At 58.9% G+C, this 18,359-nt stretch carries 12 protein-coding genes; 7 read left to right on the top strand and 5 right to left on the bottom strand.

All coding sequences use genetic code 11. The features are described from left to right. Positions 1–31: 31 nt before the first annotated feature. Complete coding sequence (locus EAH78_RS17925; protein ID WP_140668684.1) at positions 32–1,087, bottom strand: HEAT repeat domain-containing protein; 1,056 nt, start codon at positions 1,085–1,087, stop codon at positions 32–34. Positions 1,088–1,271: 184 nt separating this feature from the next. On the opposite strand from EAH78_RS17925, the gene EAH78_RS17920 reads away from it, so the two are divergent. From EAH78_RS17920 to EAH78_RS17910, 3 genes are read left to right on the top strand one after another with little or no spacing between them, the layout of a single operon-like run. Further along, a complete protein-coding gene (locus EAH78_RS17920) occupies positions 1,272–3,407 on the top strand; it encodes an FUSC family protein (protein ID WP_140668683.1) in 2,136 nt (711 codons plus the stop codon). Continuing rightward, positions 3,397–3,597 (top strand): DUF1656 domain-containing protein, encoded by a 201-nt coding sequence (locus EAH78_RS17915; protein WP_140668682.1) that lies wholly within the window; start codon positions 3,397–3,399, stop codon positions 3,595–3,597. Before EAH78_RS17920 ends, EAH78_RS17915 begins: the two co-directional genes overlap by 11 nt. A 4-nt stretch (positions 3,598–3,601) precedes the next feature. Then, positions 3,602–4,567 (top strand): biotin/lipoyl-binding protein, encoded by a 966-nt coding sequence (locus EAH78_RS17910; protein WP_140668681.1) that lies wholly within the window; start codon positions 3,602–3,604, stop codon positions 4,565–4,567. 150 nt (positions 4,568–4,717) lie between these two features. Here EAH78_RS17910 and EAH78_RS17905 read toward each other — a convergent pair whose 3' ends face one another. The 4 genes from EAH78_RS17905 to EAH78_RS17890 form a co-directional block, all read right to left on the bottom strand. Further along, positions 4,718–6,139 (bottom strand): efflux transporter outer membrane subunit, encoded by a 1,422-nt coding sequence (locus EAH78_RS17905; RefSeq protein WP_140668680.1) that lies wholly within the window; start codon positions 6,137–6,139, stop codon positions 4,718–4,720. After that, a complete protein-coding gene (locus EAH78_RS17900; RefSeq protein ID WP_140668679.1) occupies positions 6,139–9,330 on the bottom strand; it encodes an efflux RND transporter permease subunit in 3,192 nt (1,063 codons plus the stop codon). Before EAH78_RS17900 ends, EAH78_RS17905 begins: the two co-directional genes overlap by 1 nt. 16 nt (positions 9,331–9,346) lie before the next feature. Next, entirely contained in the window at positions 9,347–10,600 is a 1,254-nt protein-coding gene (gene mexE, locus EAH78_RS17895) for a multidrug efflux RND transporter periplasmic adaptor subunit MexE (RefSeq protein WP_059182991.1), read from the bottom strand. A gap of 311 nt (positions 10,601–10,911) precedes the next feature. Then, positions 10,912–11,829 carry a LysR family transcriptional regulator gene (locus EAH78_RS17890; RefSeq protein WP_059182990.1) on the bottom strand — a complete coding sequence of 306 codons (918 nt, stop codon included), beginning with the start codon at positions 11,827–11,829 and terminating at the stop codon, positions 10,912–10,914. Between the two features lie 268 nt (positions 11,830–12,097). Here EAH78_RS17890 and EAH78_RS17885 point away from each other — a divergent pair, with 268 nt between their 5' ends. The 4 genes from EAH78_RS17885 to pgm all read left to right on the top strand — a co-directional run bounded on the left by EAH78_RS17885 (position 12,098) and on the right by pgm (position 18,353). Beyond that, on the top strand, positions 12,098–13,120 hold the full coding sequence (locus tag EAH78_RS17885) for a zinc-dependent alcohol dehydrogenase family protein (RefSeq protein ID WP_140668678.1): 1,023 nt from the start codon (positions 12,098–12,100) through the stop codon (positions 13,118–13,120). Between the two features lie 558 nt (positions 13,121–13,678). Continuing rightward, positions 13,679–15,127, top strand: coding sequence for a hypothetical protein (locus EAH78_RS17880; protein WP_240051894.1), 1,449 nt, complete (start codon positions 13,679–13,681; stop codon positions 15,125–15,127). A gap of 67 nt (positions 15,128–15,194) precedes the next feature. Then, positions 15,195–16,595, top strand: coding sequence for a PLP-dependent aminotransferase family protein (locus tag EAH78_RS17875; RefSeq protein ID WP_140668676.1), 1,401 nt, complete (start codon positions 15,195–15,197; stop codon positions 16,593–16,595). Between the two features lie 111 nt (positions 16,596–16,706). Continuing rightward, positions 16,707–18,353 (top strand): phosphoglucomutase (alpha-D-glucose-1,6-bisphosphate-dependent), encoded by a 1,647-nt coding sequence (gene pgm / locus EAH78_RS17870; protein WP_140668675.1) that lies wholly within the window; start codon positions 16,707–16,709, stop codon positions 18,351–18,353. Positions 18,354–18,359 lie beyond the last annotated feature (6 nt).

Here is an 18,359-nt window from a genome sequence, read left to right as displayed (position 1 = left end):
GTGACGACGGTTCAACGAAATTTCGTGGTGATTAAAGCCCTTGCTGCAACGCGGGGTCATCCGGGTTGAGCTGTTCCAGCTGCGCCAACAGGATCTGCACGTTCTGCAACTGTCCGCTTTCTTTCCAGTAATTGATCAGCAGCACGCGCGCCTTACGGTCGGAAGGGTGGCGCTGGACGATCTCTTGCAGCTGTTTCTGTGCGGCTTCCAGCTCCTGTTCAAGGTGCAGGGTGGTCGCCAGGTCGTAGCGATACTCCTTGTTGTCGGGCTCCAGCTCCACGGCTTTCGAAAGGCCGAGCAGGGCAAACTCGCTTTGCCCGTGGTGCAGCAACCACAGCCCCAGGGCATGTTGCAGGTAGGCCGAGTCGGGTTGCGCTTTCAGCTGTTCCGCCAACAACTGGCGGGCGGCATCGCTTTGCCCCTGCCGGTCGAGCACATCGATCTGCATCACCAGCGCCGGCAGATTGCCGGGGTCCAGCTGCAATGTACGCTCCAGCGCCTCTTGGGCTTCTTTCAATTCGGCGTTGTGCAAGTGCAGGCGCGCCAATTGGTACTGGTTTTGCGCACTCGCCGGCTGACTTTTCAGCGCCAGCTCCCACGCGTCGATGGCTTGCTCCAGCGGCGCGAAATACAGCCCCAGGTCATCCGGCGACAACCCCAACAGCGCATTGACGGCGACAAATCGTACGCTTTCATCGCTGTCATCGAGCAACGGCCCAATTAACAGGCTACGTTGCCCGGGGGCGACCAGGCCGCTAATGCTTTTGATCGCGGCGATCCGCACGTCTGCACTGGGATGTTGCAGGTCCGCATCAGCAAGTTTCAAGGCCTGCGGGCTTGGATAGTTGGGGAGTTCGGCATGCAGCCAGACGCGCCGCTTGGGCGACAGGTCAGGGCGGCCCAGTTGCTGGTAAAGCACCCGTGCAGCCCCCGGTTGACCGGAGCGTGCCTGGGTCAACGCTTCGCTGTAACCACGTTTGATCGCCTCGGGCACCGCAGGCGTTGTGCTGCGCAGGAATAACCAGGCAATAACGATGGCCAACACAGCACAGAGACTGATGAGCAAGTAGCGGCGGGACTGGGGCATGCAGGAATCCAGGAGCTGGCAAGCTTGTGCAAAGGCCGTCAGCTTCGGTCAGGCAAGGCTGTGAGTCAAACTCTGAGGTGGCTCAATGTCGGGGATTTTGCCTACAGGTTCTGTCGACATCGAAACCTGTCGAGGCCTCTGAGCAGTGTCTACGCTTGCTGAAGGTGAATCGAAGAGTGCTCCCATGCAACCGCTGCTTCAATACTTCAAGGCAATCCTCAACCCTGGGCCCGGCGTGCTGTTGTTTGCCTTGAGAACCATTGTGGCTGGGCTGCTGACCCTGTACCTGGCATTCCTGTTCGACCTCGATCAACCCAAGTGGTCGATCATGGCGGTGGTCATCGTCAGCCAGCCATTGGGCGGCATGGCACTGGCCCGCAGTCTCGGCCAGGTCATCGGTACCACACTGGGCGCTGTCGCGGCGGTCGTGATCATGGCTATCTTTCCCCAGGCGCCGCTGCCTTTCATTATCACTTTGGCGCTGTGGCTGGCGTTGTGCACCGCCGGCGGCACGCTGTTGCGCTACACCAGCTCTCAGGCCTTTGTTCTCAGCGGTTACACGGCCGTGGTGGTGGCGCTGTTGTCCGTGCCTGACCAGGACGGCACCTTCCTGCTGGCCGTCACGCGCTTGACCGAGACGCTGTTGGCGGTGGCGTGCGTCTGCGTTGTCAGCCTTCTGACCGCGCGCCCCGAGACCGTTGCCCGCAGCTACTTCGCCAAGATTGATCAGGTGATCAAGTTACTGGCGACTCACGCCGCTGCGGTCATCCGAACCGAAGAAAGCGAAGCCGATTTCCATCGCCGGCAGATGCAGCTGCTAGGCGAAATCAGCGTTCTTGAAGGGTTGCGCCGACATCTTTATTACGATGCTCCACGACTACGCAGCGCCGATAGCCTGGTGCAGCTGCTCGCAAACCAATTGGTATTGCTGACATCGCGGCTGACGGCGCTGCGCCACCAGCGTGAGCTGCTGGCCGCACGCTGGAAGGGTGATTTGCCCTTGGAAATCCAGCATTTGCGCGCCGAAGAACTGGCGTTTCTCGATGAACTGGCGCAAAAGGGGCGTTCGCTGTCGGCCGATGCTCGCCATCATTTTTCGGCGTTGCAGCAGCGATTCGATGATCAGGCGTACAAGGCTGAACAGCTGACCGAGACGATGCCGGCCACGCTGCGCTCGCTGGCGTGGGCGTTGCGCTGGGAGCAGGCGCGGTTGCTACAGCAACTGGAGCAGATTCTGGAATTGAGCGACGCCATACAGGAAGAACGCCAGGCCAGTTGCGTCTTCCGGGGCCAGAAAAATCCGCTGCATCTGGATTTCACCCTGGCGGGGATGAACGCCATTCGGGCCTTCACTGCGTTGTTGGTGGCCGGATTGATCTGGATCGAGACGGGTTGGGATGGCGCGCGGGGCGGGATGGTTCTGGTCGGGATTCTGTGTTCGCTAATGGCCACGTTCCCCAGACCGCTACTGGCGGCGCAAAGCTATGCAAGGGGGTTATTCCTGGCATTGATTGTGTCAGCGCTTTATCAATTCATGCTGGTGCCCATGATCAGCGATTTCGAGCTGATGGCCTTGCTGTTGGCGCCGTTGCTGTATGCGGTCGCGGTAGGGCTCGCTACGCCGGCGACCACCGGGACAGGCATCGGCCTTGGTCTGTCGACCTTTCTGTTGCTGGGTCCACAAAACGTGGGGATCGGCCAGAACACTGCGATTCAGTGGTTTGAGTTTGCCGGTGCCTATATCAGCGCAACGGTCCTGGCATTGAGCGTCTTCGCTTTGATCTTCCCGTTCCGGCCCGCTCTGCGGATTCGCCGGCTATTCAAGGAAAATGCTGAGCAGGTCTACGCCTTGATGAAGACGCCGGCCACCGATGAACAGCAATTTGCTTTTGAAAGCCGCATGGTCGATCGGCTGACCATGATGCTGGGATTATTGCCGGCGACCAGCGATAAGCAGTCTGGCGAGTTATTTCAGGTCAGCCTCGGGTGCATGGCCCTGGGTGTTGCGTTGAACCAGCTCCGGCAACAGGGGCAGGGCAACACCTTGTTGAGTTCGGAGCAACAGCAACGGTTGTCAGCCGCGGTCCGCGAATGTGGAAGATGGGTGGCCGGGCGCCCCGGGACAGACTTCGACCGGTTGCTGGGGGATTTGCGCGTTCTGGGCGACGAACTGGACGATCTGCATCTGGTGGTTCACGAGCACCTTTGGTCAGTGTTCCGAATGCGCGTGGCGCTGCTGATCGTGGAGTCGTTCGTGCAACGATATCGCGAGTACTTTCAACCCGTAGACGCAGTAGGAGTGCCGGTCCTTGCCCATTGATTTTGAACTGGGTGGCGTGTATCTACCGCCAATTGCTCAGGCGCTGTTATTGGCGCTGCCGATTTTTCTGGCGCTGGACTGGGGTTTGCGCCGCCTCGGCGTACTGCGTTTCGTCTGGCATGAAGCTTTATTCGAGGGCGCGTTGTATGCCTGCGTGTGCGCGGCGCTGATTCTGGTAATGGGAGCCTGATGCCATGAAGAAGATCCTTCCCCGACTCGCCACTCTCATCATTGTCCTGCTGGCGTTCATTCTGGGCTGGTTTGCCTGGGAGCATTACACCCGTGCTCCCTGGACCCGGGACGCACGGGTTCGCGCAGACGTGGTGACGTTGTCTGCCGATGTCTCGGGGCGCATCGTCAAGCTGGGTGTCCAAGACAACCAGCATGTCGAGAAAGGCCAGTTGCTGCTGGAAATCGACCCGGCTCGGTACACCCTGGCAGTGGAGCATTCCAAACGGTCAGTGGAAGTGGCGAAAGCTTCGTTAGGACAATCACAGGCAGCGATCGTCGCGAGCGAAGCGCTGCTCAAACAGCGGCAAAGTGAGGAACATCGGCGGCGTACGCTGAAGGAGCGCTCGGCCGTCTCTGGCGAAGAATGGGAAAAAGCCAGCACGGAAGTGTCCGTGGCAGAGGCCGATCTGCTCCGTAACCAGGCCATCCTCGTTTTGGCCCAAGCCAACGTGCAACTGGCCATCGCGGCACTGACCCAGTCCGAACTGGACTTGCAGCGCACTCGCGTCGAATCGCCCGTCACCGGTTTTGTCACCAACTTGCTGACCCGTCAGGGCGACTATGCCTCCGCTGGCAGCCCGTTGTTGGCACTGGTGGACAGCGATTCGTTTTATGTCAGCGGTTACTTCGAAGAGACCAAGTTGCCGCGAATCGCAGAGGGTGACCGGGTCGACATCGAATTGATGAGCGGCGAATCCTTTGGTGGCACCGTGCAAAGCATCGCTTTCGCCATCGCCGACCGGGAAAACCTCCCCGGTGGCCGCTTATTGGCCAACATCAACCCCAGCTACACCTGGGTCAAACTGGCGCAACGGGTGCCGGTACGAATAAAGATTGATGATGACTATGCCGGCAAAAACCTCCTGCGCGCCGGTACAACCGCCACCGTAACCGTCCTCGAAAACCGCAATACCCGAGATAACCGCTAACCCCTCTGTAGGAGCCGGAGCAAGCTCGGCTCCTACAGGGGATTGTGGTGGGTTGGAGGATCAGCAGGCGAAAAAAAACCCCGCGACCGAATGAGGCGCGGGGCTAAAAAATGGGTTGGTTGCGACCAACCAAAGGAGCTCTTTAACAATTTACTTGCTGGCGACTGTCTCCGGTTGCCAGCCACCGCCAAGGGCTTTGTAAATCGCGACAATGCCGCTATACAGATCAGTTTCGGCCTGTGCCTGAGTGTCTTCGGCCGCCAGTCGCTCGCGCTGAGCGTCCAGCAGGACGAGGAAGTCCGCCGTGCCTTCGCGGTAGCGAATTTCGGCCAGGTCGGCGGCGGCACGGCTCGACTCGCTCTGACGAATCAGTGAGATCAAGCGTTGCTGACGTTTACCGTAATCGCTAAACGCGTTTTCCGACTCTTCCAGTGCCAACAGCACTTGCTGCTCGTAGCTGGCCAGTGCGCCTTCGGCGTCCGCATCCGCACCGCGTATACGGGCCTTCACACTGCCCAGGTCAAACGCGGCCCAAGTAATGCTTGGGGCCAATGCCCAGGCGTTTGCTGCGGAGGAACCGATTTGCGAACCCCGTCCTGCCGTAAAGCCAAGGAAACCGCTGAGGTTGACCTGTGGGAACAAATCAGCCGTGGCCACGCCGATACGGGCGGTGGCAGACGCCAGTTTGCGCTCGGCGCTGCGGATGTCCGGACGCCGTTGCAGCAGTTGACCGGGATCGCCAATCGGCAGCGCTTTAGCGATGGCCGGCAGGTTTTTTGGACCCAGGTCCACAGTCAGCTTGTCCGGGCGCTCACCCAGCAGGGTGGCGATACGGTTTTTCTGCCGAACCTGTTCGGCCTGCAATTGCGGCACGCTGGCTTCGACGGACGCCAGACGCGCATCGGCGCGCTCTACGTCCAACTGATCGCCGACGCCGGCATCACGCAAGCTGATGGTGATCTTGCGCGACTCCTGTTGGTTCTCCAGGTTAGCCAAGGCGATTTTTTCGCGCAGTTGCGCACCACGCAGCTGGCCGTAGGAATCCACCAGTTCGGCAATCATGGTGACTTGCAGTTGGTACAGATCAGCCTCGATGGCTTGCTGCTCGGCGTTGGCCGATTCCAGGTTGCGCTGGATACGGCCAAACAGGTCGATCTCCCACGCCATGTCGAGGCCCAGGTCGTAGCGTTCGATGTTGACCCGTTTCGTGGTCTCACCCGGGATTTGCGCCTTGCCCAGAGCGCTACTGGCCCGGCTGGTGATGGTCGGCATGGCGTCATTGCTGATGTCATCGCGAATCGCCCGGGCCGCTTTCCAGCGGGCGAAGGCCACACGCAAATCACGGTTTCCTTGCAGCGATTGAGTCACCAACTGATTAAGGGTCGGGTCCTCGAACTGCTGCCACCAGATGCCTTCGAAGTGCGAGCGATCGAAATTTTTCTGGCCGGCAGCGCCATCGGTAGCAGTGGTGATATGGGCCGGTTCAGTGACTGGAGTCTTGTAGTCCGGGCCTACGGCACAGGCACTCAGGGCCAGGACCAGCAGGCTCGGCAGGAAGGCTTTCAGGCTCATTATTGCGACTCCAGTTGCTTTTGAAGATTCAGCGCCTTGGCCGCTTTGCGCTTTTCACCGCGCTCCACAAAGTTACGAATCAATACGTAGAACACTGGCGTCAGCAACAGACCGAAGAAGGTCACCCCGAGCATCCCGGAGAACACCGCCACACCCATGGCGTGACGCATTTCGGCACCGGCACCGCTGGAGAACACCAGAGGCACAACACCCATGATGAACGCGAACGAGGTCATCAGGATCGGACGCAGACGCAAGCGGCAAGCTTCCAGCACCGCGGCGAGCGGGCTCATGCCTTCGTCCTGCTGTTTGTCCTTGGCAAATTCGACGATCAGGATCGCGTTCTTACACGCAAGCCCCACCAGTACGATCAAGCCGATCTGGGTGAAGATGTTGTTGTCGCCGCCCGAAGCAATCACCCCGGTAATGGCCGACAGCAACGTCATCGGTACGATCAGGATCACCGCCAATGGCAGGCTCCAGCTTTCGTACTGTGCCGCAAGTACCAGGAACGCCAGCAGTACGCAGAGCGGGAACACGAACAGCGCGGTGTTGCCGGACAGAATCTGCTGGTAGGTCAGGTCGGTCCATTCGTAGGTCATGCCGTTAGGAAGTTCATCCTTGAGCAGTTTCTCGATGGCTTTTTCGGCCTGGCCAGAGCTGTAGCCCGGGGCTGCTGCACCGTTGATTTCAGCAGTGATGAAGCCGTTGTAGTGCATCACGCGGTCCGGCCCCGAGGTGTCGCTGACCTTGATGAAGGTCGCCAGCGGGATCATTTCGCCTTTGTTGTTGCGCACTTTCAGCTGACCGATCTGGTCCGGTTCAAGGCGGAATTGTTGTTCAGCCTGAACGTTGACCTGATAGGTACGACCGAAGCGGTTGAAGTCGTTGGCATACAGCGAACCCAGGTAGATCTGCAGGGTGTCGAAGATGTCACTGACGGCCACGCCGTGAGTCTTGGCTTTTTCCCGGTCGATGGCGGCATCAACCTGCGGCACGTTCACGGTGTAACTGGTGAACAGGCCGGCCAGTTCCGGCACGTTGTGGCTTTTGTTGATGATGTTCATGGTTTCTTTGTACAGCTCGTCGTAGCCCAGGTTGCCCCGGTCTTCGATTTGCAGGCGGAAACCACCAATGGTGCCCAAGCCTTGTACCGGCGGGGGCGGGAAGATCGCCATGTAGGCCTCTTGAATCCCGGCGAACTGGCCGTTCAAGGCACCGGCAATGGCACCAGCGGACATGCTCGGGTCCTTGCGCTCGTCGAACGGTTTCAGGGTCACGAACACGATGCCGGCGTTAGGACTGTTGGTAAAACCATTGATCGACAGGCCGGGGAAGGCCACCGCACTTTCCACACCAGGCTGTTTCAGGGCCAGGTCGGACATGCGTTTGATCACGTTTTCGGTACGGTCCAGGCTCGCCGCATCCGGCAATTGAGCGAAGGCCACCAGGTATTGCTTGTCCTGGCCGGGTACGAAACCGGTCGGGGTGTGGGCGAAACCGAAGAAGGTCAACACCATCAAGCCTGCGTACAGGAGCAAGGCAATGCCGCTGCTGCGGATAACCCGGCCCACGGTGCCGACGTAACCATGGCTGGCCTTGTCAAAGAAACGGTTGAACGGACGGAACAACCAGCCACCGAAGATCTTGTCGAGGACCTTGGAGAAACGATCCTTCGGCGCGTCATGACTTTTCAGCAAGACGGCAGCCAGTGCCGGCGACAGGGTCAGCGAGTTGAACGCCGAGATCACGGTTGAGATCGCAATGGTCAAGGCGAACTGTTTGTAAAACTGGCCAGTAAGGCCTGAAATGAACGCCGCCGGGATAAACACCGCACACAGTACCAGCGCTGTCGCGATGATCGGGCCGGTCACTTCACGCATGGCACGCTTGGTGGCTTCGACCGGTGTCAGTCCCAGTCCAATGTTTCGTTCGACGTTCTCCACCACCACGATCGCGTCATCGACCACGATACCGATGGCGAGTACCAGACCAAACAGCGACAGGGCGTTCAGCGAGAAGCCGAACAGGTGCATCACGGCAAACGTACCGATCAGCGAAACCGGCACCGCCACCAATGGAATGATCGAGGCACGCCAGGTTTGCAGGAACAGGATCACTACCAGGACAACGAGGATCAGTGCTTCAAAGAGGGTGTGAACCACCGCCTCGATGGAACCGCGCACGAAGATCGTCGGGTCATAGACGATGCTGAAGTCCATGCCTTCCGGGAAGTTCTTCTTCAGTTCGGCCATCTTCGCCCGAACTTCGTTGGAGATCTCGATGGCGTTGGAGCCCGGGCGCTGGAAGATCGGGATCGCCACCGCCGGTTGGTTGTTCAGCAACGAACGCAGTGCATATTGGCTGGAGCCCAGCTCAACGCGGGCAATGTCTTTCAGGCGGGTGATTTCACCGTTATCGCCGGAGCGAATGATGATGTTCTCGAACTCTTCTTCAGAAACCAGACGACCCTGAGTGTTGACCGACAGCTGGAACGCGGTGGCATTAGGCGCAGGTGGAGCGCCCAGTGCACCGGCGGCCACTTGACGGTTCTGCTCACGAATCGCGCTCACCACATCGGTTGCGGTCAGGTTACGTGACGCGGTCTTGTTCGGATCGAGCCAGACGCGCAACGAGTAATCACCCATACCGAACAATTGCACGTCACCGACACCGCCCAGACGCGCCAGCTCATCCTTGATGTTCAGCAGGGCGTAGTTGGACAGGTAAAGCATGTCGTAGCGTTTGTCCGGCGAGGTCAAGTGCACAACCATGGTCAGGTCGGGCGAAGCCTTGTCGACAGTGATACCGATGCGCGTCACTTCTTCTGGAAGTTTCGGCTCGGTACGGGTCACCCGGTTCTGCACCTGCACCTGGGCGTTGTCCAGGTCAGTGCCCAGCGCGAAGGTGATGGTCAGGGTGATCTTGCCGTCAGCGGTGGACTGCGAGGACATGTACAGCATGTTCTCGACGCCGGTGATGGCTTGCTCCAGCGGAGCGGCCACGGTTTCACCGATGACTTTAGGGTTGGCACCCGGGAAGTTGGCGCGGACCACAACGGTGGGTGGTACGACTTCCGGGTATTCGCTGATCGGCAATTGGAACAGCGAGATGGCGCCGGCGATCAGGATCAGCAGCGACAGCACCGCTGCGAAGATCGGCCGTGAAATGAAGAATTGGGAAAAATTCATCGCAGTTGTTGCTCCCTTAACCGCGTGGAGTCGCAGCAGCCAGTTTCACAACCTCACCCGGCGCGACCTTGGCAGGTGCGACTTGGGGCAGGTTGCTGGCTTCCAGCGCTTGTCGTTGTTGAGCCAGGGCCGCGAGGGTTTGTTCGCTGGCCATCGGGATCACTTCAGGGGTGACCGGCGAGCCAGGGCGAACCCGTTGCAGACCCTTGACGATGACGGTGTCATCCTTGTTCAGGCCGTTGCGCACGATGCGCAAACCTTCGATCTTCGGTCCCAGTTCGACGGCGCGGTAGGCCGTTTTGTTGTCGGCATCCATCACCAGCACGAATTTTTTCCCCAGATCGGTACCAACGGCTTCGTCGTTTATCAGCACGGCGGAGTAAGTGCCGCTACCGACCAGTTTCAGACGCGCATAAAGGCCCGGGGTGTAGCTACCATCGGCGTTGTCGAAGACTGCGCGACCACGGATGGTACCGGTTTTCGGATTGACCTGGTTGTCGACGAAGTTCATCACGCCTTGGTGCGGGTTGCCGTCTTCGTTGGACAGGCCCATGTAAACCGGGGTGGTGGCGCCGCGTTTGCCCTGGCGAGCGAGTTGGGTGTACTTGAGGAATACACGCTCGTCAGCGTCGAAGTAAGCGTAGACCTTATCGGTGGAAACGACGCTGGTCAGCGGCGTGGTGTCGGCGGTCACCAGGTTGCCCGCGGTGATTTCCGCGCGGCTGACGCGCCCACTGATTGGCGCCGTGACGCGGGTGAAGCTCAAGTTCAGTTTGGCCAGATCCAGTTGCGCTTGCAGGGCACCGACAGCGGCGCGGGCTTCTTGAGCGGCGCTGGTACGCGAATCGGCCAGTTCGGCGGAGATCGCGTTGCTGGTACGGAGACGCTCGCCGCGCTGGGCTTCGTTTTCACTGCGGGTGGCGTTGGCGCGGGACTGGGCAACCAGGGCTTCGAGGCGGCGGACCTCAGCCTGGAACGGACGGGGGTCGATCTGGAACAGCAAGTCACCTTTCTTGACCAGTGCGCCTTCAGTGAACGCCACGTCATCAATCTGACCGGAGACCCGTGGTCGAATTTCTACGGTTTCCGGAGCTTCAAGGCGCCCGGTGAATTCGTCCCACTCGTTGATCGGTTGTTCCAGCACCTTGGCGACGCTGACCTTCGCCGCGGGCATGGTCGCGGCAGACTCCGGCGCCTTGCCGCAGGCGCTCATCACCAGTACGGCCAACATGGCCAATGGGAAGCGCAAATGTTTGAGTGACTGTTCCATGGATGCATCCGCCAATGTATTGAGAATGGACGGATGATGAGCGGCGAGGGTGTATCTCACGAATCGAATGAAGCGAAGGTAACTATCATTCGGAATGATATGAGGCTCGGGCGAGCTCTCTAGCATGCACCTTTGGCTAAACAGTGATCAATTGAATTGATGACAATTCAGTGTTGCAGGGAATGCAAAGGACAGACTTGGGACCGAGTCGTGGCCATCGCGGGCAAGCCACGCTCCCACAGGGAAATGCATTCCAATGTGGGAGCGGGCTTGCTCGCGAAGAGGCCGCGAGCCTCAACACAAACTCAGGATCAGGCCAGGCTATCCGGATCCCCAAAGAACATCTGAATCCGCGACCTTAACCAACGCTCGCCCGGATCATTATCCTGCGACCCACGCCAGGCCATGTGCAACTCAAAGCTGCGCACCGGCAGCGGCGGGTCTTCAGCCCGGACACCGCCAGCCGCTGTCAACGCTTCAGCGGTGTAATCCGGCACGGTCGCCACAATGTCGGTGCCACTGATGAGTGTGCTCAGCCCGTTGAACTGCGGCACCGCCAGCACGACATGCCGCTTGCGCCCGAGCTTTTCCAATTCGTCATCTATAAAGCCGCTCAGGTCACCGGCGAACGACACCAATGCATGCGGTCGGGCGCAGAAGTCATCCAGGCTCAACGGCCCCGGCACGGTGTCGGCGCGCAATAGCTTGGGCATGCTGCGGCGCAGCACTTTGCGCTTGGCGTTGGCCGGCAGGTCGGCGGTGTAGCTGACGCCGATGGAAATCTCACCCGAAGCCAACAGACTTGGCATCAGGATGTAGTTGGCGCGACGCACCACCAGCACGATCCCGGGGGATTCCGCACGCAGGCGCTTAAGCAGCATCGGCAGCAGGGCGAACTCGACATCGTCCGACAGACCAATGCGGAACACCGCCGTGCTGGTGGCCGGATCGAACTCCGCTGCACGGCTGACGGCTGTAGAAATCGAGTCCAGCGCGGGGGAGAGCAGGGCGAAGATTTCTATCGCCCGTGCAGACGGCTCCATGCTGCGACCGGTGCGCACGAACAGCGGATCATCGAACAGCCCGCGCAGGCGTGAAAGCGCCGCACTGATGGCCGGCTGGCCGAGAAACAGTTTTTCTGCAGCGCGGGTTACGCTGCGTTCGTGCATCAATGTTTCGAAAACGATTAACAGGTTCAGGTCGACACGACGCAGGTCATTACGATTCATCTGGAGTCCTGGCAGAGTCATCAAGCTTGACGAGAGCGGCCATATGAGAACAATGGCCGGCATGAATCTTACGGGGAAAGGCTGCTACTCTGCACCGTGTAATTCAGTTTTTCCTGAAGGGCCGCTTCGATTTTCACGACATTTGATGGTGTCGCCGGTGCTGCGGAATCAATGACAGGCATGTCGACTATTAATAGCCACTGATAGTCTTGGGTAGAAAGCCCAGATAGAGTTCAGGGCATTAGAGGTTACTTTGACGAGGTTTGCGATGTCCCGCACGATCCGTTTTCACAAGTTTGGTCCAGCCGAGGTGCTCAAATGCGAAGAGCATGCGGCCGCACTTCCTGCTCCGGGCGAAGTGCAGGTGCGTGTCGAGGCGATTGGCATCAGCTGGTATGACACGCTTTGGCGCCAGAACCTGGCGTCGTCTCACGCTCGCCTGCCTTCCGGCCTCGGCCAGGAAATGTCCGGCGTCGTGACGGCGCTCGGCGAGGGAGTCGATGACCTGGCAGTCGGTGACAAGGTCGCCAGCTTCCCGTCCCAAAGCCCAAATGACTATCCCGTGTACGGCGAGCAGATTGTTCTGCCGCGCTCGGCACTGACCCGGTATCCGGATGTGCTGAATCCGATCGAAGCGGCCGTGCATTACACGCCGTTGCTGATCGCTTACTTCGCTTACGTCGATCTGGCACGCATCAAACCCGGGCAGTTCGTGCTGGTGACTGACGCCAGCCATTGTGCCGGACCTTCATTCGTACAACTGGGCAAAGCCTTGGGTGTACGTGTGATTGCCGCCACCAAATCGGCGGAAGAGCGTGAGAACCTGTTGGCTCTGGGTGCCGAGAAAGTCATCGTCACCGAAGAAGAAGATCTGCTCATGCGGATCAACAAAATCACCGATAATCGCGGCGTGGATGTGGTGTTCGATGGGTTGGGCGGGCCGCAGATGTCGTTGCTGGGCGATGTGCTCGCGCCGCGTGGCAGCCTGGTGTTGTACGGCTTGCAAGGCGGCAACCAGACACCGTTTCCGGCCTGTGCAGCGTTCCAGAAGAACATTCAGTTCTTTGTGCACTGTATCGGCAATTTCACCGGTAAGCCGGAACTGGGCATCATTCAGGACGAGGTCGCACTGCAACGCGCCTTGCGTGACATCAACCAGATGACCGCTGACCGTGTGCTGCTGCCGCTCAAGACTCGGGTCTTCCCGTTTTCCGAGTTTGTCGAGGCGCACCGCTATATGGACGAATGCCCATGCCGCGAGCGGGTGGCCCTACAGGTTGAACCTGCGTAACACGCCCCAATAAAAGTCCGTGCTTGCACGGACTTGTTCATTCCCCCTCTGAAAACATGAGGCGCCCGTCAATCCTGATGGGGCCGTTCAGCAACTGAACTGGTTTTTGCCCTCAATCTGTATCTTCTAATCATCATATAAGCCCCGATAATTGAATGATTACTTTCATCTCAAGGAATGAGCTATGGCCAGGTATCGGGCAGATAATTCTCAATGCGCTCCGGCAATACAAACTCAACTATTAATGCGTTATCGATCACTTGCCAAAAAATCAAAGGTGGTTTCTTTCTTTATTTATCGTGCTACTTGTCTGTGGGACGTTGTCGGATATTTCCTAGGACGTCTCAGGTCGTTGCCTGATGCCCGGCCTGTGGGGCTTAGGGCCGCGCGACTACCAAGAGGATTAACGGTCGGCTCCAATCATTTCAAATAATGACTAAAAACTAAGTGTTAGCATTTGATATCAGGCACAACACTCTAATCATGACAGGCAACCGATTGCGCAATGCATAGCGTTGTTTGCGTGACATCGAACCTATGAGTAACAGGTAAACAATAATGACCAATACCCATGATCAGGCAATGAACTATGTTTATCAGCAAGTACTGCAGCGATTACTGAGTTTCTTCTCACGGGCCGAGCGCACTGCATTGCAGCTGATGATTCAGCGCGTGGTGGTCGCCGCCGGTGGCATGGAGCGTATTGGCGAGTTCAAGGTGCTGACGATCCAGTCCGGGAGCCGTGACAGTTGTTACACCCTGGCGTTGCTGCGTGCCGCGCAATTGAGCATCGCCGGGCGCGCACCAGCGACCTTCCAGCTACGTGTGGCGACCTTGCGCTCGAATGGCACCGCCTCGACGGCGCTTGAAAACATCCACCGCAGCTGCAGCGCCTTGTTTCTCTACGACGATCCACGGGTTGAAGTGCTGATGGTCGATAACCGCGAGGTCCTGCCGTTCAATCACGCCGTGCCGATCTCCCAAGGCGGTCGCGAATCAAATCGCCTCAATCTGTTGATGGTCGGTCACCGTCGAACCTGGCACGGTTCCCTTGACCTGTGGGATGACGGGTACTTGGCAACCGGTGAGTTCTATGGGCAAATTGCCCGTTGGGACCGCGGTGTTGATGCCTTGGTCAGCAGCGATTCACCTCGCCAGCAAAAGCAGTTCATGGATGGATTGAACCGTGCTGCGGCGAAGGCGGGCTTCGCGATGTCGGATCAGCCAGAGATCAGCTACGAGCAGCTCTTCGCACGGCTCGATGCGCTGGGCAGCGACTGCTATCGCGAGTTTTACCCTGGCCACGATCAGCCGGCGTGGCGTCCCGCAGAGCGTTTTGAGGCGTGTCGCCGCGCAACATTCATCGACATCCACGACATGCTGGTCAGCAATCTGGAGGAGCGCTGGCCGCTGCTCACAGAGTTCCTCAAGTTCCAACCTGACGAGCTGACGACTCAGCCGGGTGATAACGAATACGTGAGCTTTTCGATTTCTGCGCATCTGCGTGGGCTACAAGCCTGTTTCGTTCACGGTCGGACCTATGAAGCCGGCGTTGTTGACTATGTCCAGCGGCTATTGGTCATGATGCGTCGCAAGCAACTCCCGGAGTACGCGTACGAGCAGGCATTGCAGGCTTATGGCAATCCTGATCAGCGTGAACTGGCGGCGGCCGAGGCCCAAAGATGCCTCAGCATGAACGAAGCTCAACTGGTGTGTTTACTGTTCGCGCCGTTTGTCGAGAGCGGCGCATCGCTTGAGCACTTTCTGCGTCAATGCCATCCCGGCATGCTCGTGGCGCTGCCTGAACTGCACCGCGCGATGCAGGGCAAGCCTGCACCCGAACAGGTGTTGCAATGGATGGTCGACGTCAGCGGGCTGCCCGTCAGTCTGATCGGTACGCTGTATCGCATGGGGCCGGTGGCCAGTGGCGGGACTGCGGGCACGGGTCTGCAAGCCGATACGAGGGTGATTGACGTCGTGACGGGCGAACGGTCAACGGGACGTTGAAAGTGCCTCGCTTGATGACGCCCACCCGGATGCATCGGGCTGCGCCCATCGTGTGCGGTCATCGCTCATGAAAGGCCCCCGAGAAACCGACTTCGCTTATCAGGCGGTGTATCGCTACCTGACCCATCTGATCAGCGAACCGGTCAGCGACACACGCGTGCGGCTTCCTTCATTACGACAGCTGGCGGAGCGTCTGAACGTGTCGATATCGACCATTCAGTACGCTTATTCGCTGCTGGAAAAGGAAGGACGCGTCTATTCGGTGGCCAAATCCGGTTATTACGCACTTCCGGTGTCATTCATCCGGCCACCGTGCAGCGGCAATGACCTGCTGGAGACGGTTTATGTGAATGCCAGGCGCCCGGGAATGCTGGTGTTGAGCGCTGATGAACCCGCATTGCTGCAGCCATTGGACAGCCCGCTGTTGCTGCTGGAGAGAGAACTGTTGCGCCAATATCCGCGCCAGCCGCAACCGACGTCTCAACCCTGTGGCGAACGGGAGCTGCGCGCAGCCCTGGCGGCACGATATACCTCATCTCCGACACGCTGCTGGCACGCCGACGATGTCTACATCGGTGCTGATCTGCGGGGTGTGCTGGAAATATTGATCGCGGTGCTTTGCCTCAAGGACGCCACGGTCGTGGTGGAGTCACCGTGCGACTGGACGATTTTGCGCTTGTTTCAGGACTTCGACGTCAAGGTCATTGAGGTGTCATTGCAAGCCGATGGCTGCCTGGACCTTGATCATCTGCAAACGCTGCTGGAGACCGAACCCGTTCGACTGGTGATGTTGTCATCCGGCCTGAACATGCCGCGCGGCAGTGTGGTCGATGAAAGCAACAGGCTATCAATTGCGCAGTTGCTGGCGCGGCACGGCAGTTGGGTGTTGGAGAACGACTGTTACGGCGATCTCGAATTTGAACCCGCTGGCCCACGGTTCCGAGATTTGCTGGACCCGGACCGACTGATCGTGTTCTCCACATTCGAGAAGGTTATCGGGCCTGAAGCGCCTTACGGCTATGTACTTTCGCGGCAACTGCGAGGTGAACTGCAGCGGCATTTTCTGCTTCGCTCGTTCCGGTTGTCGCCGATTCGTCAGAAGGCCATCGCACGCCTGTACAACAATGGACGCATCGATCAGCACTTGTTGGTGCTGCGCCGGCTACTCAAGGAACGCAAAGTACAGATGACTCAATTGCTGGAGGAACGACTGGCAGACGCGTTGCACTTCGTCGACCCCCAAGGCGGCGCGACGATCTGGGTGCGCTCGTTGCGTCAGGTCGATGTTCGCGGCGTGTTCCACCGCCTGCTCAAACAGCAGGTAGTGGTGGCACCGGGGGAATTATTCAGCTTGCGCGGGCTGCATAAGCAGCATTTGCGGCTGAGCCATACCTTCGGTGGCGAGCATGACCTTGGCGTAGCGTTGGGTTTGCTGGGGGATGCCTTGCGTCTGGAGGCGATCGATTGAGCGAGGCGGGCAAACATCCTCAACCGTCATGGATCTATAACATCGCGTTGCGGTCGAACTGTCAGTAAACTGCCTTCCAATTCCTGAACCACTCAACTTCAGAGGTTTTGCATGACACTCAGTCCTTTTGCGGGCAAACCGGCACCGGCAGAATTGTTGGTCGATATCCCGCGACTGGTAACGGCCTATTACACTGGCCAGCCTGACGCAGCCATCTCAACCCAGCGTGTGGCCTTCGGCACCTCCGGACACCGGGGCAGCTCGTTCGACCTGAGTTTCAACGAATGGCACGTTTTGGCGATCAGCCAGGCGATCTGCCTGTACCGCGAAGCCCAAGGCATTAACGGACCGCTTTTCGTCGGGATCGACACCCACGCACTGTCCACCCCAGCCGGTGCCAGCGCCCTGGAAGTGTTGGCCGCCAACGGTGTCACCGTGATGATTGCCGAAGGGGATGAATACACACCGACCCCGGCCATCTCCCACGCGATTCTTTGCTACAACCGTGGCCGGACTTCCGGTCTGGCGGACGGTATCGTCATCACGCCGTCGCACAACCCGCCGCAAAGCGGTGGCTACAAATACAACCCTACCAACGGTGGTCCGGCCGATACCCACATCACCAAGTGGATCGAAGCCAAGGCCAACGAACTGCTGGCCGCCAAACTCGCTGGCGTCAAACGCATCAGCTACGAGCAGGCGCTGAAAGCCAGCACGACCCATCGTCACGATTACCTGAACACCTACGTGGCCGATTTGATCAACGTGATCGACTTCGACGCCATCCGTGATGCCAAGCTGCGTCTGGGCGTTGATCCATTGGGCGGAGCAGGGGTGCGCTACTGGTCGGCGATTGCCGAGCACTACCGTCTGGACCTCGACGTGGTCAACACGCAGGTCGATCCGACCTTCCGCTTCATGACCGTCGACTGGGATGGTCAGATCCGCATGGACCCATCGTCCACTCACGCGATGCAAGGCTTGATCGGTCTGAAAGATCGCTATGACGTTGCGTTTGGCTGCGACCCGGATCACGACCGTCACGGCATCGTTACGCCGTCCGGTGGTTTGTTGGCTCCGAACAACTACCTCGCGGTATCGATTGACTACCTGTTCCAGAACCGTCCGCAATGGCGCGCCGATGCGGCGGTGGGCAAAACCGTGGTCAGCAGCGGCTTGATAGATCGCGTGGCCAAGCGTCTGGGCCGTCGTTTGTATGAAGTGCCGGTGGGCTTCAAATGGTTTGCCGACGGTTTGTTCGACGGTTCTCTGGGTTTTGGCGGTGAAGAAAGCGCCGGTGCCTCGTTCCTGCGCAAGGACGGCGGCGTCTGGTGCACCGACAAGGACGGTTTGATCCCGGCATTGCTGGCAGCAGAAATGACCGCCCGCACCGGTCGCGATCCAAGCCAGGCTTATCGCGCGTTGACCGATGAACTCGGCGAACCGTTCTCGGTGCGTGTGGATGCCAAGGCCAACCCTGAACAGAAAGCCCTACTGAGCAAGCTGTCGCCGGATCAGGTCACTTCGACTCAACTGGCGGGCGAAGCGATCCAGAGCATCCTCAGCCATGCGCCGGGGAATGACCAGGCGATTGGCGGCCTGAAGGTCATGACTGAAAATGGCTGGTTCGCGGCACGTCCGTCGGGCACTGAAGACATCTACAAGATCTACGCTGAAAGCTTTGTGAGCGATGACCACCTCAAGCAACTGGTGGCAGAGGCTCAAACGCTGGTGGATGGCGCAATCGCAGCCAAGTAATCCAGA

The organism is Pseudomonas arsenicoxydans (genome assembly GCF_006438915.1).
Taxonomy (GTDB): Bacteria; Pseudomonadota; Gammaproteobacteria; order Pseudomonadales; family Pseudomonadaceae; genus Aquipseudomonas; species Aquipseudomonas arsenicoxydans_A.
The sequence above is the reverse complement of the archived record's forward strand: the minus strand, read 5'-3'. Positions and strand labels throughout refer to the sequence as shown.